General features: G+C 66.3%; 32 protein-coding genes. 14 read left to right on the forward strand and 18 right to left on the reverse strand.

Annotated elements, in window-relative coordinates; translation table 11 throughout:
- Positions 1 to 51 precede the first annotated feature (51 nt).
- Positions 52 to 1,497, forward strand: coding sequence for a M23 family metallopeptidase (locus ACTHQV_RS03755; RefSeq protein ID WP_440488442.1), 1,446 nt, complete (start codon positions 52 to 54; stop codon positions 1,495 to 1,497).
- On the opposite strand, the gene ACTHQV_RS03760 is transcribed toward ACTHQV_RS03755, so the two are convergent.
- From ACTHQV_RS03760 to hemE, 12 genes are all read right to left on the reverse strand, one after another.
- A complete protein-coding gene (locus ACTHQV_RS03760) occupies positions 1,498 to 3,147 on the reverse strand; it encodes an ATP-binding protein (RefSeq protein WP_440488443.1) in 1,650 nt (549 codons plus the stop codon). It abuts the gene before it with no gap.
- Positions 3,148 to 3,185: 38 nt separating this feature from the next.
- Positions 3,186 to 4,112, reverse strand: coding sequence for a ParB/RepB/Spo0J family partition protein (locus tag ACTHQV_RS03765; protein ID WP_440488444.1), 927 nt, complete (start codon positions 4,110 to 4,112; stop codon positions 3,186 to 3,188).
- Positions 4,109 to 4,888: a ParA family protein gene (locus tag ACTHQV_RS03770; protein ID WP_056457743.1), complete on the reverse strand. Its 780-nt coding sequence runs from the start codon at positions 4,886 to 4,888 to the stop codon at positions 4,109 to 4,111. The genes ACTHQV_RS03765 and ACTHQV_RS03770 overlap by 4 nt, the downstream gene beginning before the upstream one ends.
- Entirely contained in the window at positions 4,885 to 5,505 is a 621-nt protein-coding gene (gene rsmG, locus ACTHQV_RS03775; RefSeq protein ID WP_440488445.1) for a 16S rRNA (guanine(527)-N(7))-methyltransferase RsmG, read from the reverse strand. The genes ACTHQV_RS03770 and rsmG overlap by 4 nt, the downstream gene beginning before the upstream one ends.
- Positions 5,502 to 7,328, reverse strand: coding sequence for a tRNA uridine-5-carboxymethylaminomethyl(34) synthesis enzyme MnmG (gene mnmG / locus ACTHQV_RS03780; RefSeq protein ID WP_440488446.1), 1,827 nt, complete (start codon positions 7,326 to 7,328; stop codon positions 5,502 to 5,504). The genes rsmG and mnmG overlap by 4 nt, the downstream gene beginning before the upstream one ends.
- Positions 7,329 to 7,349: 21 nt before the next feature.
- Positions 7,350 to 8,633, reverse strand: coding sequence for a tRNA uridine-5-carboxymethylaminomethyl(34) synthesis GTPase MnmE (gene mnmE, locus ACTHQV_RS03785; RefSeq protein WP_440488447.1), 1,284 nt, complete (start codon positions 8,631 to 8,633; stop codon positions 7,350 to 7,352).
- A complete protein-coding gene (locus ACTHQV_RS03790) occupies positions 8,623 to 8,853 on the reverse strand; it encodes a DUF6489 family protein (protein WP_242414913.1) in 231 nt (76 codons plus the stop codon). Before ACTHQV_RS03790 ends, mnmE begins: the two co-directional genes overlap by 11 nt.
- A gap of 198 nt (positions 8,854 to 9,051) precedes the next feature.
- A complete protein-coding gene (gene rho / locus ACTHQV_RS03795; protein ID WP_066692595.1) occupies positions 9,052 to 10,308 on the reverse strand; it encodes a transcription termination factor Rho in 1,257 nt (418 codons plus the stop codon).
- A gap of 144 nt (positions 10,309 to 10,452) precedes the next feature.
- Positions 10,453 to 10,794 carry a hypothetical protein gene (locus tag ACTHQV_RS03800; protein ID WP_440488448.1) on the reverse strand — a complete coding sequence of 114 codons (342 nt, stop codon included), beginning with the start codon at positions 10,792 to 10,794 and terminating at the stop codon, positions 10,453 to 10,455.
- Between the two features lies 1 nt (position 10,795).
- Positions 10,796 to 11,134: a hypothetical protein gene (locus tag ACTHQV_RS03805; protein WP_440488449.1), complete on the reverse strand. Its 339-nt coding sequence runs from the start codon at positions 11,132 to 11,134 to the stop codon at positions 10,796 to 10,798.
- An 11-nt stretch (positions 11,135 to 11,145) separates the two neighbouring features.
- A complete protein-coding gene (locus ACTHQV_RS03810; RefSeq protein ID WP_440488450.1) occupies positions 11,146 to 11,601 on the reverse strand; it encodes a CopD family protein in 456 nt (151 codons plus the stop codon).
- The gene (gene hemE / locus ACTHQV_RS03815) at positions 11,598 to 12,632 is read right to left on the reverse strand and encodes a uroporphyrinogen decarboxylase (protein WP_440488876.1); all 1,035 of its coding nucleotides are present in this window, start codon (positions 12,630 to 12,632) and stop codon (positions 11,598 to 11,600) included. The genes ACTHQV_RS03810 and hemE overlap by 4 nt, the downstream gene beginning before the upstream one ends.
- Positions 12,633 to 12,939: 307 nt before the next feature.
- Here hemE and ACTHQV_RS03820 point away from each other — a divergent pair, with 307 nt between their 5' ends.
- The 11 genes from ACTHQV_RS03820 to ACTHQV_RS03870 all read left to right on the forward strand — a co-directional run bounded on the left by ACTHQV_RS03820 (position 12,940) and on the right by ACTHQV_RS03870 (position 19,747).
- Complete coding sequence (locus ACTHQV_RS03820; RefSeq protein WP_440488451.1) at positions 12,940 to 13,758, forward strand: pyruvate, water dikinase regulatory protein; 819 nt, start codon at positions 12,940 to 12,942, stop codon at positions 13,756 to 13,758.
- Complete coding sequence (locus tag ACTHQV_RS03825; RefSeq protein WP_440488452.1) at positions 13,755 to 14,351, forward strand: Maf family protein; 597 nt, start codon at positions 13,755 to 13,757, stop codon at positions 14,349 to 14,351. The genes ACTHQV_RS03820 and ACTHQV_RS03825 overlap by 4 nt, the downstream gene beginning before the upstream one ends.
- Positions 14,348 to 15,157 carry a shikimate dehydrogenase family protein gene (locus tag ACTHQV_RS03830; protein WP_440488453.1) on the forward strand — a complete coding sequence of 270 codons (810 nt, stop codon included), beginning with the start codon at positions 14,348 to 14,350 and terminating at the stop codon, positions 15,155 to 15,157. The genes ACTHQV_RS03825 and ACTHQV_RS03830 overlap by 4 nt, the downstream gene beginning before the upstream one ends.
- Positions 15,158 to 15,217: 60 nt before the next feature.
- Complete coding sequence (gene coaE, locus ACTHQV_RS03835; RefSeq protein ID WP_440488454.1) at positions 15,218 to 15,814, forward strand: dephospho-CoA kinase; 597 nt, start codon at positions 15,218 to 15,220, stop codon at positions 15,812 to 15,814.
- Between the two features lie 7 nt (positions 15,815 to 15,821).
- Complete coding sequence (gene dnaQ, locus ACTHQV_RS03840) at positions 15,822 to 16,508, forward strand: DNA polymerase III subunit epsilon (protein WP_440488455.1); 687 nt, start codon at positions 15,822 to 15,824, stop codon at positions 16,506 to 16,508.
- A gap of 58 nt (positions 16,509 to 16,566) precedes the next feature.
- Positions 16,567 to 17,166: a ribosome hibernation-promoting factor, HPF/YfiA family gene (gene hpf, locus ACTHQV_RS03845; RefSeq protein WP_066692624.1), complete on the forward strand. Its 600-nt coding sequence runs from the start codon at positions 16,567 to 16,569 to the stop codon at positions 17,164 to 17,166.
- A 1-nt stretch (position 17,167) separates the two neighbouring features.
- A complete protein-coding gene (locus ACTHQV_RS03850) occupies positions 17,168 to 17,635 on the forward strand; it encodes a PTS sugar transporter subunit IIA (protein WP_440488456.1) in 468 nt (155 codons plus the stop codon).
- Positions 17,595 to 18,086, forward strand: coding sequence for a PaaI family thioesterase (locus ACTHQV_RS03855; protein ID WP_440488457.1), 492 nt, complete (start codon positions 17,595 to 17,597; stop codon positions 18,084 to 18,086). Before ACTHQV_RS03850 ends, ACTHQV_RS03855 begins: the two co-directional genes overlap by 41 nt.
- Positions 18,083 to 18,418: a DUF1491 family protein gene (locus tag ACTHQV_RS03860; protein ID WP_440488458.1), complete on the forward strand. Its 336-nt coding sequence runs from the start codon at positions 18,083 to 18,085 to the stop codon at positions 18,416 to 18,418. Before ACTHQV_RS03855 ends, ACTHQV_RS03860 begins: the two co-directional genes overlap by 4 nt.
- A gap of 152 nt (positions 18,419 to 18,570) precedes the next feature.
- Positions 18,571 to 19,188, forward strand: coding sequence for a cell wall hydrolase (locus ACTHQV_RS03865; RefSeq protein ID WP_440488459.1), 618 nt, complete (start codon positions 18,571 to 18,573; stop codon positions 19,186 to 19,188).
- A gap of 61 nt (positions 19,189 to 19,249) precedes the next feature.
- The gene (locus ACTHQV_RS03870; RefSeq protein ID WP_440488460.1) at positions 19,250 to 19,747 is read left to right on the forward strand and encodes an MmcB family DNA repair protein; all 498 of its coding nucleotides are present in this window, start codon (positions 19,250 to 19,252) and stop codon (positions 19,745 to 19,747) included.
- Between the two features lie 26 nt (positions 19,748 to 19,773).
- On the opposite strand, the gene ACTHQV_RS03875 is transcribed toward ACTHQV_RS03870, so the two are convergent.
- From ACTHQV_RS03875 to ACTHQV_RS03900, 6 genes are all read right to left on the reverse strand, one after another.
- Positions 19,774 to 20,532 carry a TIGR02186 family protein gene (locus ACTHQV_RS03875; RefSeq protein WP_440488461.1) on the reverse strand — a complete coding sequence of 253 codons (759 nt, stop codon included), beginning with the start codon at positions 20,530 to 20,532 and terminating at the stop codon, positions 19,774 to 19,776.
- Entirely contained in the window at positions 20,529 to 21,443 is a 915-nt protein-coding gene (locus ACTHQV_RS03880) for a sulfite exporter TauE/SafE family protein (protein WP_440488462.1), read from the reverse strand. Before ACTHQV_RS03880 ends, ACTHQV_RS03875 begins: the two co-directional genes overlap by 4 nt.
- Before the next feature lie 47 nt (positions 21,444 to 21,490).
- Positions 21,491 to 22,108 (reverse strand): hypothetical protein, encoded by a 618-nt coding sequence (locus ACTHQV_RS03885; RefSeq protein WP_440488463.1) that lies wholly within the window; start codon positions 22,106 to 22,108, stop codon positions 21,491 to 21,493.
- 353 nt (positions 22,109 to 22,461) lie between these two features.
- Positions 22,462 to 23,838 (reverse strand): glycosyl transferase family protein, encoded by a 1,377-nt coding sequence (locus tag ACTHQV_RS03890; protein ID WP_440488464.1) that lies wholly within the window; start codon positions 23,836 to 23,838, stop codon positions 22,462 to 22,464.
- A gap of 251 nt (positions 23,839 to 24,089) precedes the next feature.
- The gene (locus tag ACTHQV_RS03895) at positions 24,090 to 24,599 is read right to left on the reverse strand and encodes an RcnB family protein (RefSeq protein WP_440488465.1); all 510 of its coding nucleotides are present in this window, start codon (positions 24,597 to 24,599) and stop codon (positions 24,090 to 24,092) included.
- 125 nt (positions 24,600 to 24,724) lie between these two features.
- The gene (locus tag ACTHQV_RS03900) at positions 24,725 to 25,201 is read right to left on the reverse strand and encodes an outer membrane protein assembly factor BamE (protein ID WP_242118779.1); all 477 of its coding nucleotides are present in this window, start codon (positions 25,199 to 25,201) and stop codon (positions 24,725 to 24,727) included.
- Positions 25,202 to 25,318: 117 nt separating this feature from the next.
- On the opposite strand from ACTHQV_RS03900, the gene ACTHQV_RS03905 reads away from it, so the two are divergent.
- Positions 25,319 to 25,831 carry a ubiquinol-cytochrome C chaperone family protein gene (locus tag ACTHQV_RS03905; RefSeq protein WP_440488466.1) on the forward strand — a complete coding sequence of 171 codons (513 nt, stop codon included), beginning with the start codon at positions 25,319 to 25,321 and terminating at the stop codon, positions 25,829 to 25,831.
- Positions 25,828 to 26,346, forward strand: a complete 519-nt coding sequence (locus ACTHQV_RS03910; protein ID WP_440488467.1) for a YceD family protein — start codon at positions 25,828 to 25,830, stop codon at positions 26,344 to 26,346. Before ACTHQV_RS03905 ends, ACTHQV_RS03910 begins: the two co-directional genes overlap by 4 nt.
- Positions 26,347 to 26,446 lie beyond the last annotated feature (100 nt).

Consider the following 26,446-nt stretch of genomic DNA (forward strand, 5'->3'; position numbering starts at 1 on the left):
CACAGGGGAGAAGATGGGGCCGGGTCGGGCGGCCTAAACTGGGGGCTATGGGTGTTCCTGCGTACCGATGAAGGACTGGAACTGGCCGGCGGCACCAGCGCGCTGCGCTTCGGTCGTGCGCCTGTAGTCGCTGCCCCGGCATGGCGCGGGCGGATCGAGTCGTTCGACTGGACCCCCGATCTTGGCGCCGACATCGGATCGCGCGACTGGTGGCGGGGCCTTGCCACCTGCACCGCGCTGTGCGGCGCGGTGTGGATGCTCTCACCCGGTTTCGATCGCCCGATCTATAGCGCGGTGCCCGCGGCGCTCGACGGTAGCGCGCTCGACGAAGCGCGCAGCCTGTCGTTCGGCGCCAGTGCGCTGGGCGGCACCAGCGGCATGCGGCTGGCGGCGACATCGCGGGTCCGTCCGCTCGCCAACACCCCCGAACGCCCGATCGTCGAGGCGACCGCGACGCTTGGCAGCGGCGTCGCCGGCGCATTGCAGCGCACCGGCGTCGGTGCGGGCGAGGCGCAGCAGGTCGCGGCGATGATCGCGGGCCGCGTCGATCCCGCCGAACTGACGCCCGGTACCCGGCTCGACATCACGCTTGGTCGTCGCGCCACACCCAGCCTGCCGCGCCCCCTCGAACGGCTCGCCTTCCGTGCCAAGTTCGATCTTGCGCTGGAGGTCGTGCGCGAAGGCGGCACGCTGCGCCTCGACGCGCGCCCGATCGCGATCGACCACACGCCGCTGCGCATTCGTGGGCGCGTCGGTGCCAGCCTGTACCGTGCCGCGCGCGCCGCCGGCGCCCCAGCCAAGGCGGTCGAATCCTATATCCGCACCGTCTCCGGCCTCGTGCCCATGGGCCAGGTCGGACAGGACGACCGATTCGACCTGATCGTCGAGCAGGCCCGCGCCGCTACTGGCGAGGTCCAGCTCGGCCAACTCCTCTATGCCGGGCTCGAAGGGCGTCGCGACGTCCGCCTCGTCCGTTGGCAGGATGGCAGCCGCACCGAATGGCTCGATCCCAAGGGGGTCGGCGAGCGCAAGGGCTCGATGATCTGGCCGGTCGCGGCGCGCATTTCGTCCAACTTCGGCTGGCGGGTCCATCCGGTGCTCGGCTTCCGCCGACTGCACAAGGGGATGGACTTCGCCGCCGCCTATGGCAGCCCGATCCGCGCGACGACCGATGGCCGCGTCGCGATCGCCGGACGGCACGGCGGCTATGGCAATTTCGTGAAGCTTGACCATGGCGGCGGTCTCGCCACCGGCTATGGCCATATGAGCCGGATCGTCGTCGCTCCCGGTACGCGCGTCGCGCGTGGCCAGGTGATCGGCTATGTCGGGTCGACCGGCCTGTCGACCGGCCCGCATCTGCATTACGAACTGTGGAAGAACGGCGTGCCGGTCAATCCGCGCTCGGTCGCCTTCGCGACGGTGCAGCGGCTGCAGGGTGCGGAACTCGGTCGCTTCCGCGCGCTGGTCGGCCGCCTGATGGGCGTCGCCGCGCGCTAATCAACGCCCCGTCCGCCAGCGACGAATGGTGCGGTCGACCATCACCTCCTCGCCACCCGATTCCTGCCACAGCGACGTGAACGATGGCGAAGCGGATGCCGGGCAGCGTTCGGCCTCCAGCGGATCGAAGGCGACGCGGATCGGGGTGGTCACCCCTTCGCCGACGATGATGCATTCGCGGTTGCGCAGCGCCGGGATCGCGTCGAGAAAGCCGCGCGCATCCTCGGGCATCGCTGCGCGCACGAACGCCTGATCGCGTTCGTTGTTGAGCCGCATGGTCAGGATCGTGCCGCATTGCGACAATACCCCTTCGGCAAGGTCGGAGGGGCGCTGGGTAATCAGCCCCAGCGACACGCCATATTTGCGCCCTTCCTTGGCAATGCGGCCAAGGATCGTCGCCGCCGCCGAATTGGTGCCCGAGCGTTCGTTCGGCACGTAACGATGCGCCTCTTCGCAGACCAACAGCACCGGCCGCGACGCTTCCCCGCGCGACCATAGCGCGAAATCGAACACCAGCCGGCTGAGCACCGCGACCACCACCGAGGTGATTTCCGACGGTACGCTCGACACGTCGATGATCGAGATCGGCTTGCCCTGTGCCGGCAGACGGAACACGCGTTTGACGAACGCCGCCATCGTATCTGCGACCAGCATGCCTGAGAACATAAAGCTGTAGCGCGGGTCGCCACGCAGTTCCTCGATCCGCGCCTTCAGCCGCAGGAACGGCGCATTGTCGCTGGCCCGGTCGAGCCGTGCCATCTCCGATTGGACGATGTTCGACAGGTCGGTCAGCAGATAGGGGATCGGCGTATCGACGGTCAGGCGCGCGACCTCCGCCGCCATGCGGCTCTTGCCCTTGGCGGCGAGCAGGCAGCGGGCGAGAATATCCGCCTCGACCTGCCGCGCCGGACCATCGGGCGACAGCAATATGTCGCAATGCTCCTGAAAACTGAGCAGCCAATAGGGCAGCTGCAAGTTCGTCACGTCGAGCAGTTCGCCGGTGCCGACGAATGCGGCGGCATATTCGCCATGCGGGTCGATTACGACGATGTGACCGTGCGGGCTCGCCTCGCAGATGCGGTGCAGGATCAGGGCGGCCGAGGTCGACTTGCCGGTGCCGGTCGACCCAACCAGGGCAAAATGCTTTCCGAGTAGCGCGTCGACATACAGCGCGGCCTGCATATCGGGGGCCATATGCACCCGTCCGACCGTGATATGTGGCCGGTCCTGCTTGGCATAGATTTGTCGCAGCGCGTCGCGCGACACCGGATAGACCGGACTTCCCGGCAACGGATAGCGCGTCACCCCGCGCCGGAACCCGCGCAGCCCTTGGGTAGGGTCGGGTTGATACGCCTCGCCCATCAAATCGACATCGGCGACCAGGTTGATACCGTCATCGGCCAGTCGGATCGATCGAATGGCAGCGACGATCCACATCTGGCCAACCTGCATCGTCACCAGCGACCCGACCTGCCCGACCTGGCCCGCCGGATCGTCGGGATCGGTTGCCAGCGCCTGTAGCGAGGGCAGGTCGAGCAGCAACCGGCTCGATGCGCCGGCGATATCCAGCAGGATGCCGATCGGTCCTGCCACGTCGATCGACTCGGCCGCTATTGGAACGGACGATGGCGGGCGGGTGTGAAGCGTCATGCCCGGCAACCTACCGACGGACCCGTAAATTTTGCGTATTAGATGCGTTCGCCGCTCAACCGTTGGCAAACCATATCGAGCTGCCCGAGCGTCGAATAGCCAACGGTGATCGTCCCGCCCTTCTCGCCGAAGACGATATCGACCTTCAGTCCGAGCACGTCACCAAGCTGCCGTTCGAGTGCGCGCAGATCGGCGTCGCTGGCACCGTCCCCGCTGCCACCTTCGTTCGTTGGGCGGGGGTTGCGCGTCGGCTTGCCCTCGCGTGGTTCGCGCGCATTGCGGGCCAGCCGTTCGGCGTCGCGAACCGACAGCCCCTTGGCGACGACCTTCTCGGCGATCGTTTCCGCGCCCGGCACGTTGATGAGTGCGCGGGCATGACCCATGCTCAGCCGCTGATCGCCGACCATATCCTGGATCGGCTTGGGCAGTTCGAGCAGCCGGAGCAAATTGGTGACATGGCTGCGCGACTTGGCGACGAGGTTCGCCAGCGCCTCCTGCGTATGGCCGAATTCATCTATCAGTCGACGATAGCCTTCCGCCTCCTCGATCGCGGTCAGGTCGCGACGCTGGATATTCTCGACCAGCGCGATTTCCATCGTCTCGGTATCGGTGAAGTCGCGAACGACCACCGGCACCTCGTGCAGTCGTGCGCGTTGGGCCGCGCGCCAGCGGCGTTCGCCGGCGACGATCTGATAGCCCTTGCCGTGCGGGCGCACGACGATTGGCTGGATCACGCCGCGTGCCGAAATCGATTCCGCTAGTTCGTCGAGCGCCGATTCGTCGAAGAAGCGTCGCGGCTGTCCCGGCAGCGGCGACAGTGCGGTAACGGGCATCTGGCGGACGCCGCTGGGCGGACTCGAACTGCGCGGGTTGGTCGGCTCGCCATCGGGTTCGCCCAGCAGCGAGCTCAACCCGCGTCCCAGCCCGCCGGCGCGTGGTCGACGCGGTGCTGCCTGTTCGCTCATGCCGCCTCCGCCAGGCCGGGCAGTCGTGCGATCACTTCGCGGGCGAGCGCGATATAGGCTTCCGACCCGGCACAGCGATAATCGTAGATCAGCGCGGGCATCCCGTGGCTCGGCGCTTCGGACAGACGGACGTTGCGCGGAATCACTGTATCGAACACCACTTTCCCCAACACCGCGCGCACATCGTCCGACACTTGATCGGTCAGCCGGTTGCGGCGGTCATACATTGTCAGCACTACGCCCAGGATCGCCAGCCCCGGATTGAACCGACCACGGATACGTTCGACCGTGGTCAGCAACTGGCTCAAACCCTCCAGCGCAAAGAACTCGCACTGCAGCGGCACGAGCAGCGCATGGCTAGCGACCATCGCGTTGATCGTCAGCAGCCCCAACGACGGCGGACAGTCTATTAGGATCACGTCCCATTTGCCGCCGCTTGCTTCGACTACCCGATCGAGTCGGTGGGTCCGTGCCTCGAACTCGATCAACTCGATCTCGGCCCCCGACAGATCGACGGTCGCCGGCACGATCGACAGCCGCGGCACCCGCGTCGCGACGGCTGCTTCGTTCAGCATCATGTCGCCGACCAACAGGTCATAGGTCGAATATTCGCGGTCGTTGCGGCCGATACCGAGTCCGGTCGAAGCATTGCCCTGCGGATCAAGGTCGAGGATCAGCACATCGAGCCCAGTCGCCGCCAGCGCGGTGCCGACATTGATCGCAGTAGTGGTCTTGCCGACGCCCCCCTTTTGGTTCGCGATGGCGATGCAAATCATGCTCGGCGCACTCCCCTGGCGACCACGATCGACGAGGTCGGATCGGTTACGCTGTGTTCCACGTGGAACGTTCCGGCCCAGTCGGCGCCGGCCTCGGCGACCTCATCGGCGGCCGAACGTCCCTTCGGCAACACCCATATCGTATCGGCGTTGCTATGCCGATGGCCGATCGCGAACAGCATCGAAAGTTTCGCGACGGCACGCGCGCTGATGATCGCCGCAGGGCGATCGGCGGCTAGTTTTTCGATCTTTGCCTGATGCACGACGACATTCGTCAGGCCAAGGTCCCGCGCCATGTCCGTCAACAGTGTGGCCCGCCGCGCGCGCGGTTCGACCAGGACGACCCGCCGATCGGTCAGCACCGCCGCAACGATGCCGGGAAAGCCCGCCCCCGATCCGATATCGATCCAGTCGCCGGTACCGGCGGTCGCTGCCAGCGGTACGAGTTGCGCAGAATCGAGCAGGTGCCGCTCCCAGATATGGTCAATCGTCGACGCCGCGATCAGGTTCTGATGCTCGGTTTCGGCAATGATGCGATCGGCGAAACGCGCCAGTAGCGCGGTCCGTTCGGTCCCAAAGCGCGACTCGATCCAGTCGCGCGCCTCCGCTTCGGTCATGCCGCGAGCTTGCCGGAACGGTGATGCAGCAGAATCGCAACCAGCGCCGCCGGCGTTACGCCCTGGATGCGCCCGGCCGCTGCCAGCGTCTCCGGAGCAGCGCTGGTCAGCCTCTCGACCATCTCGTTCGACAGACCGGGAACCGCCCGGTAGGCGAAGTCCGGCCTAAGATCGACATGATCGACCCGCGCCGCCGCCAGTTCCGCCGCCTGCCGTTCCAGATAGGGCGCGTAGCGCGCATCCTCGATCAATTCGCTGAGCACTTCGTCCTCGTCGACGATCCCAAGATGGCGTGGTTCGATCCCCGCGACCAGCAACCACTCGCTACCGCTGCGCGTGTCGCTGCCGCTCACCGGCGCTCCCCTGGCGGCCAGCGCGTTCGCAACGTGTCGCTGGGCAAGCTCGTCGGACAACGCATCGCGTCGCGCGTTGCGAGCATCCTGCTGTGCCTGACGCGCGGGCGACAACAGCCCCGCCGCCGCACCGATCGCACCCAGCCGGGTCGCGGCATTGTCGGACCGGAGGTGCAGGCGATATTCGGCACGCGCCGTCATCATCCGATAGGGTTCGGATACGCCCTGCAACACCAGATCGTCGATCATCACCCCGATGTAGCTCGACTCGCGCGACAGGAAGAGCGGGTCCAATCCCAGCGCGGCCGCAGCGGCATTGGCACCGGCGATCAATCCTTGTCCGCCCGCTTCTTCATATCCGGTCGTGCCGTTGATCTGTCCGGCGAAATACAGGCCACCTAGCGCCCGCAGCGCCAGCGTCGGCGTCAACGCGCGCGGATCGATATAGTCATACTCGACCGCATAGCCCGGTGTAACAATCTCGACACGCTCTAGCCCAGCGACACTGCGTAGCATCGTCTGTTGCACATCGGTCGGCAGCGAGGTCGACACGCCGTTGGGATAGACCAGATGGGTGTCGAGCCCTTCGGGTTCGAGAAAGATTTGGTGCCCGTCGCGATCGCCGAAACGATGGACCTTGTCCTCGATCGACGGGCAATAGCGCGGACCGCGCCCCTCGATCGATCCGCTGAACAAGGGCGATCGGTCCAGCCCGGCACGGATGATGTCATGCGTCTGCGCGGTCGTCCGAGCGATGGCGCAGGCCAGTTGCGGCAGCCGTCGTGCCGGATCGGACAGCGGCGACATCGTCCAGATATCGGCATCGGACGGTTGCTCGGGCAAAGCCGCCCAGTCGATCGTCCGCCCGTCCAGCCTTGGCGGCGTGCCGGTCTTCAGCCGCGCGATCGGCAGCCCGAGATCGCGCAACTGCTGCCCCAGCCGTGTCGCGGCCCGTTCGCCGGTCCGGCCGCCGATCGCCCGCTCGTCACCGCGAAACATCGTTCCACCGAGAAACGTGCCGGTCGCAAGCACGACGGTCCGCCCCGCGATCCGCGTGCCATCGGCCAGTTCGACGCCGCTGACACCCTCGCCATCCACGGTCAGCGCAACCGTATCGCCCGCCATGATCGTCAGCTTCGGATGCAACAGCAACGCGCGCACCGCGGCGGCATAGCGAACGCGATCCGCCTGCACCCGCGGCCCCTGTACCGCCGATCCCTTCGACCGATTCAGCATCCGGTGATGAATCGCTGCCGCATCCGCTGCGCGTCCCATCAACCCGTCAAACGCGTCGATCTCGCGGACGATATGGCCCTTGCCCAATCCGCCGATCGCCGGATTGCACGACATCGCGCCGATCCGCGCCGGCTCGAAATCGATCAGCAGCGTCGTCGCGCCGCGCCGCGCCGCTGCCGACGCCGCTTCGGTACCGGCATGGCCGCCACCGATCACTATCACATCAAAAGTCATGCACAGGTTCCACGTGGAACATCATTTGCCGATACAGAAGCGACCAAACAGATCGTCAAGAACGGCTTCGGTCGCGCGCATTCCGGTCAGTGCCGCGAATGCCTGCACGCCATAGCGCAGTTCTTCCGCCAGCAACAGTGGATCCTGCTGCCGGCTTGCACGGCGCAGCGCCGCTGCCGCGGTACCGGCATGACCTGCCTGCCGCCGGTTGAGCGCTAGATCGTCGACCTTCGGCAGCAGGGCCGATGCCCGGTCGACCAGTACCTGCCAAAGCACCGCCAACCCCTGCCCCGTGGTCGCCGATACCGCGATGCGATCCGGCGCAACGTCGTCGCGGGCATCGCAACGGGCATGCAACGCGACCGCTTCGACCGGCGCCGTTCCGTCCCCCAGCCACAACACGATGTCCGCCGTCGCCATCGACCCGGTCGCGCGATCGATGCCGATGCGTTCGATCGGATCGCTCGTATCGTCGCGCAGCCCGGCAGTGTCGAGGAACAGCCATGCGATGCCGCTGCGGGTGACCGGTATCTCAATCACGTCGCGCGTCGTGCCGGCCAGCGGCGAAACGATCGCTGCCTCGCGACCAACCAGTGCGTTGAGCAGGGTCGACTTGCCGGCATTGGGTGGCCCAGCTAGGACGACCCGGACGCCGTCGCGCAACCGCTCGACAGGCGGCACCGCCAAGACATCATCGATCGCGCCAGACAGCGCCGCCGCTTCGCGACGAACCATCGCCAGCACATCGTCGCTGGCATCGACATCGTCCTCGTCGGCATGGTCGAGCACCGCCTCGACCATTGCCGACAGTCGCGTGGCAGTGGCGCTCCAATCGGCCACCGTGCGCCGCAACCGTCCGTCGCTGTTGGCCAGCGCCATACGCCGCTGCGCATCGGTCTCTGCCGACAACAGGTCGCCCAGCCCCTCGGCCTCGGTCAGGTCAATACGGCCATGCGCCAATGCCCGCCGGGTGAACTCCCCCGCCTCGGCCGCGCGCAGCCCCTCCATCACCGCCAGCGCTCGCTCGACCGCCGCCACGACTGCACGACCCCCGTGAAGATGCAACTCGACCAGATCCTCGCCGGTCGCCGTCGCCGGTCCCGGAAACACCAGCACCAACGCCCGGTCGAGCAACTGGTTATCCACAGGATCGTGCAGCGCCCGAACGCCCGCACGGCGGGGCGCCGGCAGCCTGCCCGCCAATCGGGTCGCGGCGGCGACAGCATCTGGTCCCGAAATCCGCAGTACGGCGATCGCGGCGGGCGGACGCCCGCTCGACACCGCGAAGATCGTGTCAGCCGCCACGGCCCGCCGTCTCGAACATCTTGCGCCAGAAGGTCATGCCCGCTTCGCCCATCGGCGCCCAGCTCTGCATCAGCTGGTTCAGCAGTTCGGGGCTGGCGCCCTTCTCCATCGTCTCGGTCAGCATCGCCACATAGCGTTCGTGGACCGGCGTGAAGTCGGGCAAGCCCATCGCGCGGCGCGCTTCCTCCGGGGTGCAATCGACTTCGACGTTGATCTTCATGGGAGCCCTTCCCGATACGAGTTTGCGCCAAGATAGGGGGAAAAGGTTCGGAATGCGACAACGCCCGCCTTTCCCGATGGAAAAGCGGGCGTTGGGGGTTGGGGCGGCACGCGGGCGGAGCCCGCGTCGTCGGTCGGGGCTTTGCCCCGCCGGCCGGTCGCGTTCGACTCCTGCGACAGTATGTCGCAGGGCGAACGCTTACTGGTTCATGCTGTCGAAGAAGTCTTCGTTGGTCTTCGAATTTTTCATCTTGTCGAGCAGGAACTCCATCGCATCGACCGTGCCCATCTGCATCAGGATGCGACGCAGGACCCACATTTTCGACAGCTTGGTCTTGTCGACCAGCAGCTCTTCCTTGCGGGTGCCCGACTTGCCGACGTCGAGCGCCGGGAAGATGCGCTTGTCCGCCACCTTGCGGTCGAGCACGATTTCCGAGTTGCCGGTGCCCTTGAACTCTTCGAAGATGACCTCGTCCATGCGGCTGCCGGTATCGATCAACGCGGTGGCGATAATCGACAGCGACCCACCCTCCTCGATGTTGCGCGCCGCACCGAAGAAGCGCTTCGGCCGCTGGAGCGCATTGGCGTCGACACCGCCGGTCAGCACCTTGCCCGACGAAGGCACGACCGTATTGTACGCGCGGCCCAGACGCGTAATGCTGTCGAGCAAGATCACGACATCCTTCTTGTGCTCGACCAGCCGCTTGGCCTTTTCGATCACCATTTCGGCGACCTGGACGTGACGCTGCGCCGGTTCGTCGAAGGTCGAGGAGATGACCTCACCCTTCACGCTGCGCTGCATGTCGGTCACTTCTTCGGGCCGCTCGTCGATCAGCAGGACGATCAGGAAGACTTCGGGGTGGTTGTCGGTGATCGCCTTCGCCATGTTCTGCAACATGACGGTCTTGCCGACGCGCGGCGGCGCGACGATCAGCGTGCGCTGGCCCTTGCCCTGCGGGCTGACGATATCGATGACCCGCGCCGACTTGTCCTTGATCGTCGGATCGAGCTGGTCGAGCGTCAGCTTCTGCTCGGGATAGAGCGGCGTCAGATTGTCGAAGTTGACCCGGTGGCGGACCGCATCGGGATCGTCGAAATTGACCGAGACTAGCTTGCTGAGCGCAAAATAGCGCTCGCCGTCCTTGGGCGCGCGGACCTCGCCCTCGACCGTGTCACCGGTGCGCAGGCCGTGCTTGCGGACCTGGTTGGGCGAGACATAGATATCGTCCGGTCCGGCCAGGTAATTGGCTTCCGGGCTGCGCAGAAAGCCGAAGCCGTCCTGCAAAACCTCGATCGTGCCGACCCCCATGATCTGCTCGCCATTTTCGGCGCGCGCCTTGAGGATCGCGAACATCAGGTCCTGCTTGCGCATCGTCGACGCGCCTTCGACCCCCAATTCCTCGGCCATCGAGACCAGTTCGGCGGGGGCGTGTTTCTTTAAGTCTTTTAGATGCATTGGGGGTGGTCCAGATCAGCGAGGTAGAGGCAAGGTCGGCAGAAAGGGCGGACGCAAGCAGCTGGGACGGGCGCACCGAGGACCGGGCGCCACTGTCATTCGACCTAGGTCGCGGCTTGCTGCAAGTCAAGCCGCGTGACGCTGTCAGTGGTTCTGTTCGATCCTCGCGACCGCCGGATCCAGTCGGGCGAAGAGCGTCGTGTTCGCCAGCACTTGCTGAGCGCAGGACAAGCCGACGCGTTCGAGCACAGCCTGCGCGTCCGGCGCTCTTTTTATCCGGTCGACCGCAGCGGCGATGTCGGTTCCCGGCGCCGCGCCTTCGACACGCCCGACGAAATATGCCATGCCCGTCGTCAGCACAGCGCGTTGCTGCGTTTCGGCAGTAGCCAGCGAGTGCGAGATTGCCGCGATACAGCGCAGATCGTCATTTGTACTGGCCATGGCCGGCGGAACGCCTAGGACCATCCCCGCCAGCACCAGCTGCATATTATCGCTTCCCGCTATTCTGCAACGCTTGGCCCCAACGCTGCATCGACTCGCCACGTTCTCGCAAAATCGTCGAACAACGCGGTTGCGCCGCGCGTAGCTTGTCCGTCGCGTCGCTGGCGTTCATCAATCGCGTCAGCTGTCCGGCATAATCGAAGCCGGGGCGCACCTGATCGATGCGACCCATAAAATACATTAGCCCACCGATCAGCCCGCTACGCTGCTCGGGCGTGGCGCGCTCGACCGACATTGCGATGACCGCCAGACAGGTAAGGTCTGCTTCTACCGCCGCCGGCACCGGCGTCGCCGCCGCCTGCAACGCGACCAGCATCGTCCACATATCCGCTCCCCCTAAAACGGCTTCACCACCGCCAGCACCACCGCCGCGATCGCCGCCAGCGCCGGCAATTCGTTCGCCAGCCGCAACTGCTTCGGGGTCAGCGTCGGCCGCCCTGCCGCCAGCTTGCGGGCATAGCCGATCGCCCAGCCATGATAGCCGCTAAGCAGCACCACCCCTAACAATTTGGCATGGAGCCAGCCCAGCCCCGCCCCCCCGTCGAACAGCCCGACATTGGCGGCGAGCAACAACCCCAGTACCCAGACGATTACCATCGCCGGGGTCAGGATCATCCGCTTGAGCAACGCCTCGCGCCGGATCCAGCGCGGCGGCTCGGCGGGATCGCCCAACCCCTCCTGATGATGCACCAGATAGCGCGGCAGCGTGAACAGTCCCGCCATCCAGAAGATGACGAACACGATATGCGCCGCCTTTACCCAAAGATAGGCGCCGCCCAGGAACCCGCTCACTGCCCCCGCACCTGTGCCACCAGTCGCTCTACATGCGCGATCGGCGTGTCCTGCTGAATGCCATGGCCGAGGTTGAAGACGTGCGGCCGGTCGGCGAACGCCGCCAGCACTCGGTCGATCCCGGCATCTAACGCCTCGCCACCGGCGATCAGCAGCAGCGGGTCGAGATTGCCCTGCACCGGCAGGCCCGTAGGAAGGGTGCGGTCAGCCCAGACTGGATCGACCGTCTCGTCCAGCCCGATCGCATCGACCCGCGTCTCGCGCGCATAGGCGGCAAGCTTGCCGCCCGCCCCCTTGGGAAAGCCGATGATCGGCACATCGACCCGTGCGCGCAATCCTTCGACGATCGCCACCGTCGGCGCGATCACCCAGCGTTCGAACTCGGCGGGGGCAAGGCTCCCCGACCAGCTGTCGAACAACTGCACCGCCTCGACGCCCGCCTCGACCTGACCGACGAGATAGTCGATCGTCATCGCCACGATCCGGTCGATCAGTGCCTGTACCGCCGCCGGATCGCCATAGGCCATGCGCCGCGCCTCGGCCTGCTCACGGCTGCCCTTGCCGGCGATCATGTAGGTAGCGACTGTCCACGGCGATCCCGCGAAGCCGAGGAACGTCGTCGCTTTGGGCAACGATGCCGCAACTCCGCGTACTGTCGCGTAGACCGGGTCGAGGATCGCCGCATCGGGCACCAGCGCATCGATCGCCACCCGCGTTCGCAACTCGGGCGCCAACCGCGGCCCCTCGCCCGCCTCGAACCACAGCTTCTGCCCCAGCGCGTTGGGCACCATCAATATGTCGCTGAACAGGATCGCCCCGTCGAACGCAAAGCGGCGGAGCGGCTGCAACGTCACTTCGGTTGCAGCGGCGGGATCGTTCACCAGATCGAGGAACCCACCCTTCTCCACCCGCAACGCGCGATATTCGGGCAGATAGCGTCCGGCCTGTCGCATGAGCCACATTGGCGGCACAGACTGCTTCTCGCCGGCCAGCACCCGGAGAAGCGGTTTCGGAGAGGGAGAACCGGTCAGCGTCGTCACTCCTCTACTAATAAGTAGATTCTAATTGGGTGGTTGGAAGTGGTTGGGCGGTGGGTAACGGGGCTTATGGTGGATTACCCGAAATGCCAACAGATTGACGGGCGCAAAGCCGCAGGAGTCCGCCGATTCACCCGACGCCGTCCACATTATCCACAGGCTGTGGGTTGAATCGCCGCCTGTGCCGGGATTGTGGATAACTCTGGAGCGATATCGGGCTTTTCCACAGCTTGGCGGCGGGGGCGAGTTACGCTAGCCCCTGCCCCCGACTTATCCACAGCCTTGTGCAGAAAGGCCCCCGATGCGGCTGCACCTCCATCTCCTGTCCGACTCCACCGGTGAGACGCTGGAGAATATCGCCAAGGCGGCGCTGGCGCAGTTCGACGATGTCGACACGATGCGCCATTTCTGGCCGATGGTGCGATCCGAAGCGCATCTCGAACGCATCCTGGCGGAGATCGCGGTCAATCCCGGGCTGGTGCTTTATACGTTGGTCAATCCGGCGATCCGGCGCATGCTCGAGGCCCGCTGCGCCGCGCTCGGCTTGCCGATCGTCGCGCCGATGGACGCGGTCAGCAACGCGCTGTCGAGCCTGTTGGGCCAGGAAGCAAAGGCGCGACCGGGCCGCCAGCACAGTCTTGATGCCGCCTACTTTGCCCGCGTCGACGCGATCCAGTGGACCATCGCCCATGACGACGGCATCGCGTCGGAGGATTGGGAAGAGGCCGATATCGTGCTGGCCGGCGTGTCGCGCTCGTCGAAGACGCCGACCTCGATCTATCTCGCCAATCGCGGGTACAAGACAGCGAACATCCCAATCGTCGTCGAAAGCCCGCCGCCACCGATTCTGTTCAGGCTGCACCGCCCGCTTGTCGTGGGGTTGACGACCAGTGCCGACCGGCTGATCGCGATCCGGCGCAACCGGCTGTTGTCGCTCAACCAGATGCCCGACACCGATTATGTCGAACAGGATGCGGTGGTCCGCGAGCTGTCGTTCGCGCGGCGGATGTTCGCCGACAATGGCTGGCCGGTGATCGACGTCACCCGCCGTTCGATCGAGGAGACCGCGGCGGCGATCATCACCCTGTGCAACGAACGCCGCATGGAGCCGCGCGCATGAGCTTCGTTCTTGCCTCGATGAGCGCTACGCGCCGGGCGATGCTCGACGCCGCCGGCATTCCACACGATGCCATCCCGAGCGGTCTCGACGAAGAAGCGGCCAAGGCGGCGCTGGCGAGCGAGAATCTCAAACCCCGCGACCTCGCCGATGCGCTCGCCGAAATGAAGGCTATGCGCGCCGGCACCCGCGTCGGCGGGGCAATGGTGCTGGGCGGGGACTCAGTCGTTGCACTCGCCGATGGCACTGTCCTCGACAAGCCGGTCGATCGCGCCGATGCCGCCGCGCATCTCCGCGCGCTGTCGGGTGGTCGCCACGATCTGTTCAGCGCGGCGGTCTTCGTCGAGGGCGGACGTCCGGTCTGGCGCCATATCGGCCATGCCAAGCTGACCGTCCGCCCGCTATCCGCCGCGTTCATCGAAACCTATCTCGATGCCGAATGGCCCGCCATTGGCGGCTGTGTCGGCTGTTTCCGGATCGAGGGGCCGGGGGTGCAATTGTTCGACCGCATCGACGGCGATCACTGGACGATTCTCGGCATGCCCTTGCTCGAAATCGCGCGCTATTTGCGCCAACGGGGAATGTTGCCCGCATGAAACCCTATGCCGAAGTGATCGGCGACCCGATCGCCCAATCCAAATCGCCGCTGATCCATAGCTTCTGGCTGGATCAGCTCGGCATCGATGCCGAGTATAAAAGGTTCCACGTGAAACCGGAGGCGCTGGCGGACTATTTCACCGCGCGCTGCGCCGACCCGAATTGGCGCGGCTGTAACGTCACCGTGCCGCACAAGCTGGCCGCGCTCGACCACGTCGCCGATCCCGGCGACGTGCGCGGATCGATCGGGGCGATCAACACCGTGTTCCGCGGCGAAGGCGGCGACTGGATCGGCACCAACACCGACGCCGCCGGATTCCACGCTCCGATCGCCGGTCTCGACCTGACCAGGCAACCGGTCGCGGTGATCGGGGCCGGCGGCGCTGCGCGCGCGATCCTGTTCGCGCTGTCTAAACTTGGGGTCGGTCGGGTGACGATTCTCAACCGCAATCCGCTCAAGGCCGCCGCGCTGCTTGCCACCTTCGGCCTGAAGGGCGACGCGCTGCCCCTCTCCGCGCCGCTGCCGTCGGTCAAGTTGCTGGTGAATGCCAGCACGCTCGGCATGACCGGTCAGCCGCCGCTCGACATCGATCTGACGCCGTTGCCGCAGGATGCGGTCGTCTATGACGCAGTCTATGCCCCGATCGAAACGCCGCTGTTGGCGCAGGCGCATGATCGCGGGCTGGATACCGTTGATGGTCTGGAGATGCTGGTCGGACAGGCGGCGTTCGCGTTCGAACTGTTCTTCGGTGCGCCCCCCCCTCGCGACCGCGACGACGAACTGCGCGCACGATTGCTGGCGTGAGAAATTTGCGATCGAACCGAACCCCCGCCTGCCTAAGGTTATGGGGGCGGCGGTGAAGCCATGACCCACATCCTCGGCCTGACCGGCTCGATCGGCATGGGCAAGTCGACGGTTGCCGGCATGTTCCGCGATCTCGGCGTGCCGGTGTTCGATGCCGATGCCACCGTCCATGCCCTGCAAGGACCGGGCGGCGCGTTGCTCCCGGCGATCGAGGCCGCCTTCCCCGGCACCACTGGTCCGGCCGGCGTGGATCGCCCTGCCCTGCGCGAACGCATTTTCAACGATCCGCTGGCGCGCCGTCGGCTGGAAGCGATTGTCCACCCCGCCGTCGCCGCCGAACGTCAGCGCTTCCTGTACGACCATGCCGACGCGCCGCTGGTCGTGCTCGACGTGCCGTTGCTGTTCGAAACCGGCGGCGACGCACGCTGCGACTCCGTCGCCGTCGTCACCGCCGCCCCCGAGATTCAGCGCGCCCGCGTCCTTGCCCGCCCGACCATGACCGAGTCGGCCTTTGCCGCGATTCTCGCCTCGCAACTGCCCGACGCCGCAAAACGACAGCGCGCGACGCATCTTATCTACACCGACACCACACTCGCCGCGACCAAGGCGCAGGTCGCCGTGCTGGTCGCTTGCATGGGGGGCGGCGAAGGCGGATAAGGTCGTAATGCGCGAGATCGTGTTCGATACCGAAACCACCGGCTTCAAATTTTCGGAAGGCGACCGACTGGTCGAGATCGGCTGTGTCGAACTGGTCAATCGGGTCGAGACGGGCAATGTCTATCACGCCTATTTCAACCCCGGCCGGCCGATGCCGAAGGAGGCGGAGGCGGTGCATGGTCTGTCCGATGCTTTCCTGTCCGACAAGCCCGCCTTTCATACCGCGATCGACGATCTGCTGGCGTTCATCGGCGACAGTCCGCTCATCGCGCACAACGCCACCTTCGACTTCGGCTTTCTGAATGGCGAACTGGGCGCCTGCGGACGCGATCCGATCTGCCTGTCGCGGATGGTCGATACGCTGGCGATGGCACGCAGCCGCCATCCGGGCGCCAAGCACACGCTCGACGCGCTATGCGTCCGCTTCGGCATCGATCGCAGCCGCCGCGTGCTGCATGGCGCCCTGCTCGACGCCCAGTTGCTGGCACAGGTCTATGTCGAACTGATGGGCGGTCGCCAGATCGGCTTCGGTCTGGATGCGGCGCCGACGATCACCGTCGAGACGATCGAGACCATCGCCCCGTCGCGCGCACGGCCGCCGCGCCAGTTTGCACCCAGCGCCGACGAACTTGCCGTCCACGCCGCCTTCGTCGCGACATTGAAGGACCCGTTATGGGGCCAGTCGCCGATGTGAGGCGTTGACACCACCCGCTTCGAGCGGCTCACACGATTTCACAATGACGGAGGATTACATGGACATCCGGGTTTCGGGGCACCAGGTCGACACTGGGGACGCACTGAAGGAGATGGTCCAGGAGCGACTCCAGGGCATCGCCGACAAATATTTCCAGCGCGCGATCTCGGCGACCGCGACCTTCAGCAAGGGACCGCACGACAACGGTTTCGTCTGCGACATTGTCTGTCATGTGACCCAAGGCCTGGTGCTCAAGGGGCATAACAGCGGACAGGAGGCGCAGGGCGCGTTCGTCGGTGCCGCCGACAAGATCGAAAAGCAGTTGCGTCGCTATACCCGCCGGCTGAAGGATCGCAACGCGGCGCAGGTCGTGGCGATGAACGAGGCCGGCGGTTACGACAATGGCTTCGACAATGCCGGCTACACCGTGTTCGGCGGTAGCGAGCAGGAGGAAGAGGAAGTTGCCGACGCTCCCCTCATCATCGCCGAAACCCGCGTCGACGTGCCCGATGCCAGCGTGTCCGACGCGGTGATGATGCTCGACCTGCGCAACACCAATGCGCTGCTATTCAAGAATAGCGGCACCGGATCGTTCAACATGGTCTATCGCCGCCATGACGGCACGATCGGCTGGGTCGAGCCCAATCGCGCAGCCTGACTTGTACGATTTCCATGATCTTTTGACACCTGAAACGGTGCTGGCGGATAGCTCCGCCGGCACCCGCAAGGCGTTGTTCGCCCACATCGCCGCCGTCGCCGAACCGGTGACCGGGGCCGATGCGAAGTTGCTTGCCGATCGCATGGCCGATCGCGAAAAGCTGGGCACCACGGCATTCGGTGGCGGGATCGCCATTCCCCACGCCCGGCTCGACCGGCCGGGCGCGGTGCATGGCGTGTTCGTCCGCCTCGCCCGGCCGATCGATTTCGGCGCGGTGGACGAACTGCCGGTCGACCTGATCTTCGCGCTGTTCTCGCCCGCCGATGCCGGTGGCGATCATCTGAAGGCGCTGGCGCGGATCTCGCGCGCGCTGCGCGATACGGCGTTCCGCGCCAAATTGCGTGGAGCGGGATCGGCCGACGCGCTCTATGCGCTGCTGTCGGGTGTCGAGGCACGTGACGCCGCCTGAGACGCCCGCCGGCGAGGCGGCGCATTTCCGGGCGTTGGAGGCGCTCTATGCCGCCGCCCCGATCAACCGCTTGTTCGATTCCCGGCTCGAAATCGTCGAAGCCGGCGTGGCGCGCATCCACTTCACCATCGGCGAACGGCATTTCCATGCTGCCGGCGCGGCGCATGGCACGACCTATTTCAAGATGCTCGACGATGCCGCCTTCTATGCGGCGAACAGTCTGGTCACCGATCGCTTTCTGCTGACGACCGCCTTCAACCTGTTGCTGCAACGGCCGCTCGGTCCCGGGCGGGTGATTGCCGAGGGGCGCTGGGTCAGCGGCAAGCGCCGGGTGTTCATCGCCGACGCCCATCTGATCGATGGTGACGGCGAGGAAGCGGCACGCGGTACCGGCACCTTCATGAAGAGCCGCATTCCCCTCGCCACCTTGCCCGGCTACGCCCAGCCATGAACGACTTGCCGACGGCACTGCGCGTCAACGCCTTCGCGCGGGCTGTGGAGCAGGCCGGCGGGAGCGCGATGATATTGGCGAAGGGTGATCGGGACTCCGGCATCATCCTGTTGCTGGCGATCGACCGCGACGGCATCGCCCGCCTGTTCGAACGCGAACGCGACCTCGACGGACGGTCGCGCATCGTCCGGCGCAAACCGGATATGGTGGGTGAAGCGGCGCTGACCGACTATTGGCAGGGGCGCCGCGCCCGCGACCCCGATTTATGGGTGGTAGAGGCGATCGTCGCAGCAGTCGAACCGTTGGCCGCTGAAACGCTATGGGCGAATTGACCTGTTAACCTTTGGGGCCGTACCCGCGCTGCAACGAAGATCAGCGCTGGACCGGTCAGGATTTCGATCGGTGGCGCAGTCGGGGGGCAGGCGCACGGGTTCCACGTGGAACGGGTTTGGCGTGCCGGTTCACCGCACGACAGTGACGACGGATGAAGCTGCGCTTCCCCATGGCGGTTCTCGCCGCCATGTCCCTTTTCGCCGGCTTGGGCGCACCGCTATCGGCCGAGGAAACCGCCTCGCCCGGACGTGTCAACAACCTGTCGACCCCGGCAAAGGTTCCGGTGCAATTCGCCGCTCCCGCTGAAATCGTTCAGGAAATCACCAAGTCCGCTGTCGCTACCGATATCGATGCGGATTTCTCGACGCTAGACGCCGCCGTCGCCGCCCAGACCGCCACGATCGACGACGAAGAACTCAACTGTCTCGCGATCGGCGTCTATTATGAGTCCAAGGGTGAACCACTCGCCGGCCAACTCGCCGTCGCCGACGTCATCCTCAACCGCACGACCTCGGGTCGCTTCCCCACATCGGTATGCGGCGTGCTGACCCAGCGCGGTCAATTCTCGTTCGTGAAGGGCGGTCGCCTGCCCGACGTCGACACCAGCCGCCCGGCATGGAAGACCGCGGTCGCCATCGCCCGGATCGCCACGCAGGACCTGTGGGACAGCCCCGCCGAAGGGGCGTTGTTCTTCCATGCCCGCCGCGTCAGCCCGAAATGGAACCACACCCGCGTCGCATTGCTCGGCAATCACGTTTTTTATCGCTGACGTGTGATCGGTACGGCGAAAGGTGCTTCCCTCGTTCGCATAATGTTCCTATTATGCGGGCATGGCCAGCCTAGCCCTCGGCGCCCTGCCGCCCGCGCCCGACTCCCATCCACTGATCGCTGCCGAGGTTGCCCGCGGCGTCACCCGCATGCTGCTGGCGCATGATCTGACCGCGATGGCCGAAGTCCCGCTCGACGGTGGACGCCGTGCCGACCTGATGGCGATCGATGCGCGGGGCCAGATCGTCATCGTCGAGATCAAGGTATCGCGCGCTGACCTGCTCGGCGACGGCAAATGGACCGATTATCTTGGGCATTGCGACCGCTATTTCTGGGCGGTCCCAGCTGGGTTCGATGTCGGGCCGCTCGGCGGCGAGGCGTTCCTGCCCGAGCGCACCGGCATCATCGTCGCCGATCGCTATGAAGCGACGATCCTGCGCGAAGCTTCGACGACCCCTCTGCCCGCCCATGTCCGCAAACGCTGCACGCTCGCCTTCGCCCGCCGCGCCGCCCGCCGCTTGATCGGCGCGATCGACCCGGAGGCGATCCAAGGATTTTGAGTGACGCGAGGGGTCTACCCTCTCATTCAGAACCGCCGCCAAAGCGCGCCTGCCGCCCAGCCGAACCCGACCGACAGCAATACCGCCGCTAGCCCGTACAGCACCGAAGCCTGTTCCGCCGCCATCGCCACGAACCGCTCGAACCCCGATTTGCGGATATCGATGTCGCGAACCGCAGCCGCCAGCACCCGCCCGTCGCGGATCAGGAAGGTTTCCGCGGTGAACTTGCCCACCGGTACCCGCGCCGGAATGGTGATGTTGGCGCGGTACAGCACGTCGTCGGTGATTTCGACCGCATCGGGTGCCTCGACATACAGTCCGGCCCGCTCGCGCAGGCCGACGAATCCCTTGACGAAACGCGCCTGATCTTCCGCCGACGTACCGGCGCTGGGGGACAATTGCAAACTGTCGAGTCCCAGTTCGTAGATCGCCCGCGTCCGCTTATCGACGATCCGTTCGATCGGTCGCGCCGAAGCGATTGCGTAGAAGGACGGGGCGGAGCGATAGCGCATCCGGTCGGCGTTGACCCAGATACCGGCAACCTTTTCCTTCTCACGCACCATGATCGATTCGGGCGGCCCCTTAACCACCACCACGACCTCCGCCGGGGTGTCACCCTGCGGCACGCGCCCGCCGGGATAGAGGATTGCCCCGAACAGCAGCAGTTCCGCGCCGGTAAAGCTGTACGCGATCCGCACGTCGCGGGTCGACACGTCGGGCACCAGCACCGGCGCCGCCGCCATCGTCAGCGGGGCCAGCAGCGCGAGGGTCAGCGCCTGCTTCACGCCGGCTGCACCGTGAAGATTTCGTCGGGCCGCCATCCCAGCCCCAGCGCCATGCGGAACGCCACCGCGAGCACGATGATCGCCAGCGCCAGGCGGAGATATTCGGGCTTGGCCTTCTGCGCGAACCGCGCGCCGATCTGCGCACCGGTCACCGATCCGATCAGCAGCAGCACCGCCAGCACGATATCGACCGCCTTGGTCGTCAGGGCATGGACCATCGTGGCCGCGGCGGTCACGAACAGTATCTGGAACAGCGAGGTGCCGACGACCACCCGCGTCCCCATGCCGAGCAGATACAGCATCGCCGGCACAAGGATGAAGCCGCCGCCGACCCCCAGCAGCACGGTCAGGATGCCGGTCGCGAACCCCAGCAGCAAAGGCGCGAAGGGTGAGATATACAACCCCGACGCATAGAAGCGCCAGCGCAGCGGCAATGCCGCGACCAATGGATGGTGCCGCCGCCGCGCCGCACGCGGCGGGATGGCGCCGCGCAACACCCGCACCGCACCGATCGCCTCCTTCAGCATCAGCCCGCCGATCGACCCAAGCATCACGACGTACAGGATAGCGATGACGGTATCGATCTGCCCGCTCGATTGCAGCAGGCGGAAGATGCCCGCCCCGGCGATCGAGCCCAACACGCCGCCCGCGACCAACACCCATCCCATGCGGAAATCGACCCCGTCGCGCCGCAGATGCGCAAACACCCCCGACACGCTGGCCCCGGTCACCTGGCTGGCGGCCGATGCGGCGGCGACGGTCGGCGGGATGCCGTAAAAGATCAGCAGCGGCGTGGTAAGGAACCCACCGCCGACCCCGAACATGCCCGACAGGAACCCGACCCCACCGCCCAGTAGGACGATGACCAGCGCATTGACCGATAGGTTGGCGATGGGAAGGTAGAGGTCCATGGCGGTCCCGGTTACCGCGTTCGCGGTCGTACGGCCAGTCGCTGCCCTCAAAAGTCGCTGCCGAGCGTCAGCGCCAGTCCCGATCCCGGTGCCGCCCGTCCCACCACCCGCTGCCGCCAGTCGAGCGACAGCCGCACCGTCTGGCTGCCGAGCGGCAGCACCGCGACCGCTGACGGCCCGATATCGAGGCGCGCCCCTTCGCGCTGCGCCACGCCCCAACTGCCGACGCCCAGCCGCAATCGTCCCGACCCGATGCGATACAGTGCCCGCGCCGCACCATCGGCATAGGGCTGCGTCCCCGCCCGCAGCACGACGCCGGCCTGGGCATAGCCTTCGACGACGATCCGCTCGCCGATCGCGCGGTCGAGGCCAGTGATGACGCCCAGGCCCGTTCCGTTGCCGCCCCCGTCGAGCGCGATCCGTCGTTCGGCGACGACCGCGACGGCACCCCCGCCTGGCCGCCATTCGACACCGATCGCAGCCTCGCTTCCCTGCCCCGCCAGCGGCGCAGCGACCCGTCCGACCAGCGCGATGCGGTTGCTGGCACTCACCGGCAGCCGCACCCGTACCCCAGCCTGCCCGCCACCCAGTTGCACCGGACCGCCGATCGCCGATCCACCCCGCACTGCCAACCACGCGCTGCCACTCAGCCTCGGCCGTACCATACCTGGCGGCAGGTCGGGTCGTGACAGTATGGGCGTGTCCAAAGCCGCCACGGTTGGTTGCGCCACCGCTGCAGCGGGTGCGACCAATGCCAATTCTACCTGGCCCGTCGGCATCGTCCTGGATCGGGTCATCCGTCGCTGAGGATAAACCTGTCGAAAAACCTGTGGAAAAAGAGTTGATAAACTCCGGCGGTTCGCCATTGGCGCAGCCACGACCTTCGGCACCGCTAACCCTGCCGCGCCCCGTGTCACGACCTCCACCGCATCGGGCAGCAACAGCACAACGCGCATGCCGACCCAGCCGATCGTGACGATCGCCAGAAACCGGACCGGGCGGCCGCGCCCTGGTCCCATCATGCGGGAAGGTCGGTTGGGAAATGATGCGCGGTCTTGTCCCACCGCACCGGCCGTCCGCGCAGCAGCGCCGCATAGCGCACCACCGCCCGTCGCGCGGCGAACAGCGCCACGAAATTGCCAACGAACACACGCGGAATCGATCGCAGCGCCTCCCGCCAGCCATAGGCACGCCGCACCATTTCGAACCGCACCGCCATCCGCCACAGGAACAGCGCGACATTGGCGTACAACACCCACAGCATGTCGCCGTCGATCGCCGCCGGTTCGCTGCCGCGCCACCAATGCACCGCTTCGTCCAGCCCCCATGCCAGCAGCGCGACATAAGCGATGGCGAGCACCGGGATCGCCAGGATCGTGCGTCGATCGCGCATCCGCATCCAATGATCGCGCCAGCCGCGATGCCAGCCGGTGCGGTCCCATCCCGCCAGCGCGATGCCGGTCATCCACCGCGCCTTTTGTCGTATCGCGGTGGCAAGCGTCGCCGGAAAATAGGCGCGCACCGCGACTGGCGGGCCATCCGGCGTTTCGCGTGCATGGACGAACACCCCCCGCCCGCCGAGCGCCCGGACGGTCAGGCCCAGTTCGTAATCCTCGGTCAGGCTGGCTTCGTCGAACGGCGCGCCACCGCGCGTCGCGGCGATCCGCGCCAGCATCGCGATCGAGATTGCGCAGCCGACGCCGGCGAACGGCAATCCCGCGCGCAGCGCATGACGCACCGGCAATTGCCGCCCATGCGATTCGGCGAACTCGTCGATATAATGGCCCGATACCCAGCGCGACGCGGGATCGGGCAGCGGCAGCACCGGGATCTGCACTGCATCGGCGTGGCACAGCAGATGGTCGTACAGCCGCAATTCGCCGGGATGCACGACATCCTCGGCATCATGCAGCACGATCGCGGTAAACGCCCTGCCCTGTGCCGCGCCATCGGCCAACACCGCGCGCCACAGTGCGTTGAGGCAGTCGGCCTTGGTCGTCGGGCCGGGGCGCGGCGTCAGCACCATCCGGACCCGATCGTCCTCCGCCGCCACGGCCGTGATCGCCGCGATCGTCGCCGCATCATTGGGATAGGCGCCGGCATAGAGCCGCCAGTCGGGATGGTCGAACCGGCCGAGCGTTGCGCGCAGCATCGCGCCGATCACGGCGGCCTCGTCCCACGCTGGCACCAGCACCGCGATCCGCCCGGTACAGCTTGCGGCCGGAAAATCGGCTAGCACCGGCACCTTCGAACCGCGCCACCGCCGGCGGATCGCGCGAACGAAATAGGCGGCATCGACCGCCAGATCGTCGATACCGCCGATCAGGAACCCGATCGCGGCGAACAACATGGTTTCGCGCGCAATGCCGTCGATCCACGCGACCGCCGCATCCATCTCAGCCCCCGATTTGCCCCGTATACGAAACTAGTCGGACGGCTGGCGGCACGGCAAGCCGCCTCACCTAAAAGCATGAGCGACATGGTTCAGATTTTTGTGCGTTGCGGTTGAACCGTTGCGAGTCCCGGACGTTCGCAAAACCGGTCCTAAATCCCCTTTCGGGACTGGTGCCCCCGCGCACCGGCCGCGCCGAGCGTACTGACGGCGCGGCCGAACCGCGGGCCGGGCCAGTGGCCCAGCCCGTTATTTTACCAGTAGAAGTTGCGGACCACGTCGATCACGCGTCCACGCCGGGTGTCGACCAGCACGACATCGTCATAATGCCGGACCCAGCGCTGGGCGCCACGCGCCGGCGACAGGCGATACCGGCCGGGATCGCTCACCCAGTAACGCTGTCCATAAAAGGGACGTCCGACCGCCGAACCGGGGCGAAATGCCTGATAGCGGAACGGCGCGTTCCAGCTGCCGCGTGCATATAAATTGCGATGCCCGTTGCGATAGCCGCGCCAGTCGTCGCGCCGCCACTGCCGCTCGCGCAGCGTCTGGCGATAATCCGCACGCGCCCGGTTCAGGTCGCGGCGTTCGTCGCGAATGTCGCGGCGATCGCCATGGCGCAGCGCCTGACGATATTCGCGTTGCGCGTCGATATAGTCGGCCCGGTCGCGCCGCAATTCGCGCGCCGATTGCGCGGCGGCAGGTGCGGCGAAGGTCGGCACGGCGACCGTCGCGGCCAGCATGGCGAGGATGATCTTACGCATATACTCTCTCCCGTCCTCGGTGGATGACGACGGGATGCCCGAGTCGCGCTGAACGATCGGCGAATGCGCTGGTCAGCTTTCTGAAAGGGTTGTGCGGGCCCGGTAGCGGCCGTCTGCCCGCCCCATTACTGCTGGCCCGGCCCCGGCCCGCCGGTACCCGGCGCGCCGACCGTGCCGATATTGCCGAACAGATCGCTGAAGAAGTTCGATTCACGGCCCAGCGTCGGCGTCTTCTTGTCCGACGGGCTGATGCCGACGACTTGGTCGATGCCGGTCCGGTCGATCTTGGTCACATTGCCCGCCTGATCGAAGGTGATCTTCAGCGTCGTTTGGTCGACGGCGCGCGGACGGTTGAACGCCAGGTTGCGGCTGTCGCGCGACAGATAGAACCATTCGCGGTCGGAAAACTGCCCGACAAAGGTCGGCGTGCCCAGCGTCTGCAGCACTGACTGACGGGTATCGACGCCCGGCTGCACCGCATTGACCAGATCGGGATCGATGACATAGCCCTGATGGCTGCGCAGCTTCGTGCAGCCCCCCAGGCCCGCCGCGGCACAGGCGATCATCAGCGCCACTGCGCCACGGGTGGGGAAGCGAACCATAAAATCTCCGTCCAGCGAACGCGCGACCGGGCCACGCCCGATTGCATCGCGCGGCCACGCGTTCAATATGACGGACCCGCGCCATCCACAAGCGCGCCCTTGTCTTGCCGGAGAGCCATGCGCCTGCCCCGCCTGTTCCGTCGTGCGCCGCCCCCGCGGGCCGCCGCCACCCTGTACGACGCGGTCGTCGCGCGCGGGCGGCAACCGCATTGGTATCTGGAAGGCCAAGTGCCCGACACGCTCGACGGCCGGTTCGACATGATCGCTGCGATCCTCGCGATGGTCATGCTGCGGCTGGAGAGCGAGGGGGCGGGGGCCGCACCCGCCGCGTCGCTCGCCGAATGTTTCGTCGACGATATGGACGGACAGCTGCGCCAGATCGGCTTTGGCGACATGGTCGTTGGCAAGCATATCGGACGGATGATGGCGATGCTCGGTGGGCGGCTCGGCGCGTATCGCGACGGGCTGGCCGACGGTTCGTTCGAAGCCGCCCTGGTCCGCAACCTCTATCGCGGCGTCGAACCCGATGCCCATGCTCTCGTCTATGTCGCGGCGCATCTGCGACGGCTGCGCGCCGCGCTCGATACCGTATCGGTCGACGATCTTCTTGCCGGAAAGCTGCCCGAATGACCCCCGAATTCCACCGCCCCGTCCGCATCGACCATATCGGCGAAGGCGAAACCCGCCAGCATATCGCGGCCGATGCCGACGAACGCCGCCGGCTGATGGGCCGGTTCGGCCTGCTCGCGCTCGAATCGCTGGAGGCAGACTATAGCCTGCGCCGCGACGCCGCCGGCATCGTCGCTACCGGGCGGTTGAAGGCGGAGGTCGCGCAACCCTGCGTCGCAAGCGGCGAACCGGTGCCCGAGTCGGTCGACGAACCCTTCACCCTGCGCTTCCTGCCCGAAGGCAGCGTCGAGGGCGGGGAGCTCGAGCTGGACGACGAGGCGATGGACACGATGTTCTATACCGGCGCGTCGATCGACCTCGGCGAAGCAGCGGCCGAAACCCTCGCCCTTGCGCTCGACCCCTATCCGCGCGGCCCGCATGCCGAGGAAGCGTTGCGCGCGGCGGGTGTGTTGAAGGAAGAAGAGGCGGGGCCGCTGTCGGCGCTCGGCGGCTTGAAGGATCTGCTCAAGAAATAGAGTCCGGTGGAAAATGGGGTGGCGGAACGCGCGGGAGTGTGGGGTTGGGTCCCCGATGTCGATACGGCCTAGGCTTCGCATCCGTTCCGCAATAAAGCCG

Source organism: Sphingomonas sp. SAFR-052, from assembly GCF_051965015.1.
Taxonomy (GTDB): domain Bacteria; phylum Pseudomonadota; class Alphaproteobacteria; order Sphingomonadales; family Sphingomonadaceae; genus Sphingomonas.

Bases quoted from the DNA above. Each gene is read 5' to 3' on its own strand.
- ACTHQV_RS03760 (WP_440488443.1), bottom strand. From the start codon at position 3,147: ATGACGCTTCACACCCGCCCGCCATCGTCCGTTCCAATAGCGGCCGAG.
- ACTHQV_RS03765 (WP_440488444.1), bottom strand. From the start codon at position 4,112: ATGAGCGAACAGGCAGCACCGCGTCGACCACGCGCCGGCGGGCTGGGA.
- ACTHQV_RS03770 (WP_056457743.1), bottom strand. From the start codon at position 4,888: ATGATTTGCATCGCCATCGCGAACCAAAAGGGGGGCGTCGGCAAGACC.
- rsmG (WP_440488445.1), bottom strand. From the start codon at position 5,505: ATGACCGAAGCGGAGGCGCGCGACTGGATCGAGTCGCGCTTTGGGACC.
- mnmG (WP_440488446.1), bottom strand. From the start codon at position 7,328: ATGACTTTTGATGTGATAGTGATCGGTGGCGGCCATGCCGGTACCGAA.
- ACTHQV_RS03790 (WP_242414913.1), bottom strand. From the start codon at position 8,853: ATGAAGATCAACGTCGAAGTCGATTGCACCCCGGAGGAAGCGCGCCGC.
- rho (WP_066692595.1), bottom strand. From the start codon at position 10,308: ATGCATCTAAAAGACTTAAAGAAACACGCCCCCGCCGAACTGGTCTCG.
- ACTHQV_RS03800 (WP_440488448.1), bottom strand. From the start codon at position 10,794: ATGCAGCTGGTGCTGGCGGGGATGGTCCTAGGCGTTCCGCCGGCCATG.
- ACTHQV_RS03805 (WP_440488449.1), bottom strand. From the start codon at position 11,134: ATGTGGACGATGCTGGTCGCGTTGCAGGCGGCGGCGACGCCGGTGCCG.
- ACTHQV_RS03820 (WP_440488451.1), top strand. From the start codon at position 12,940: ATGCGGCTGCACCTCCATCTCCTGTCCGACTCCACCGGTGAGACGCTG.
- ACTHQV_RS03825 (WP_440488452.1), top strand. From the start codon at position 13,755: ATGAGCTTCGTTCTTGCCTCGATGAGCGCTACGCGCCGGGCGATGCTC.
- ACTHQV_RS03830 (WP_440488453.1), top strand. From the start codon at position 14,348: ATGAAACCCTATGCCGAAGTGATCGGCGACCCGATCGCCCAATCCAAA.
- coaE (WP_440488454.1), top strand. From the start codon at position 15,218: ATGACCCACATCCTCGGCCTGACCGGCTCGATCGGCATGGGCAAGTCG.
- dnaQ (WP_440488455.1), top strand. From the start codon at position 15,822: ATGCGCGAGATCGTGTTCGATACCGAAACCACCGGCTTCAAATTTTCG.
- hpf (WP_066692624.1), top strand. From the start codon at position 16,567: ATGGACATCCGGGTTTCGGGGCACCAGGTCGACACTGGGGACGCACTG.
- ACTHQV_RS03855 (WP_440488457.1), top strand. From the start codon at position 17,595: ATGCGCTGCTGTCGGGTGTCGAGGCACGTGACGCCGCCTGAGACGCCC.
- ACTHQV_RS03860 (WP_440488458.1), top strand. From the start codon at position 18,083: ATGAACGACTTGCCGACGGCACTGCGCGTCAACGCCTTCGCGCGGGCT.
- ACTHQV_RS03865 (WP_440488459.1), top strand. From the start codon at position 18,571: ATGAAGCTGCGCTTCCCCATGGCGGTTCTCGCCGCCATGTCCCTTTTC.
- ACTHQV_RS03870 (WP_440488460.1), top strand. From the start codon at position 19,250: ATGGCCAGCCTAGCCCTCGGCGCCCTGCCGCCCGCGCCCGACTCCCAT.
- ACTHQV_RS03880 (WP_440488462.1), bottom strand. From the start codon at position 21,443: ATGGACCTCTACCTTCCCATCGCCAACCTATCGGTCAATGCGCTGGTC.
- ACTHQV_RS03885 (WP_440488463.1), bottom strand. From the start codon at position 22,108: ATGGTACGGCCGAGGCTGAGTGGCAGCGCGTGGTTGGCAGTGCGGGGT.
- ACTHQV_RS03890 (WP_440488464.1), bottom strand. From the start codon at position 23,838: ATGGATGCGGCGGTCGCGTGGATCGACGGCATTGCGCGCGAAACCATG.
- ACTHQV_RS03895 (WP_440488465.1), bottom strand. From the start codon at position 24,599: ATGCGTAAGATCATCCTCGCCATGCTGGCCGCGACGGTCGCCGTGCCG.
- ACTHQV_RS03900 (WP_242118779.1), bottom strand. From the start codon at position 25,201: ATGGTTCGCTTCCCCACCCGTGGCGCAGTGGCGCTGATGATCGCCTGT.
- ACTHQV_RS03905 (WP_440488466.1), top strand. From the start codon at position 25,319: ATGCGCCTGCCCCGCCTGTTCCGTCGTGCGCCGCCCCCGCGGGCCGCC.
- ACTHQV_RS03910 (WP_440488467.1), top strand. From the start codon at position 25,828: ATGACCCCCGAATTCCACCGCCCCGTCCGCATCGACCATATCGGCGAA.